Below are 451 nucleotides of genomic sequence, written 5' to 3' on the forward strand. Positions count from 1 at the left end.
GCTACAGCTTAAAGAACACGTTGAACAGCTAAAAACTGAAAACAAAGAACTAAAAGAGCGCCACAAAGAACTTGAATTGCAGCTATCCACTGCGTTAACTGAGATTGCAGGTTATGAGGTGAAGGTTAAAGATCTGAAAGATAAGCTGGCCATCTATGAGACCGCTAAAGACACCGACGGCGATGGCAAGGTCTCTTATGACGAGATGACCGCTGATGAGCTGCGAGCGCTATTAGACCAGCGGAAAGTTGAGTATAAAGCACGTGATAGCAAGTCAGATTTAGTCCAAAAAGCACAAGACAGCGAGTAAATCATGATCACTAAGCGAGACATAGTTGACCGAGCTTTTAAGCTTTTAGACATGTCTGGCTATGAGCTTGATGATTCGCCAGAGGATGAGCAAGACATTGTACAGACGCTCGATGACTTGATGGCTGAGATTCAGACTGAC

1 protein-coding gene is annotated in these 451 nt (G+C 44.3%); it reads left to right on the top strand.

What is annotated here, in order from left to right:
• A partial coding sequence (locus tag EG885_RS22995) for a hypothetical protein (RefSeq protein WP_165571281.1) occupies nt 1-310 on the top strand: 310 nt, incomplete at its 5' end.
• Between the last annotated feature and the right edge of the window lie 141 nt (nt 311-451).

This window comes from Paracoccus nototheniae (assembly GCF_004335005.1).
Classification (GTDB): domain Bacteria; phylum Pseudomonadota; class Alphaproteobacteria; order Rhodobacterales; family Rhodobacteraceae; genus Paracoccus; species Paracoccus nototheniae.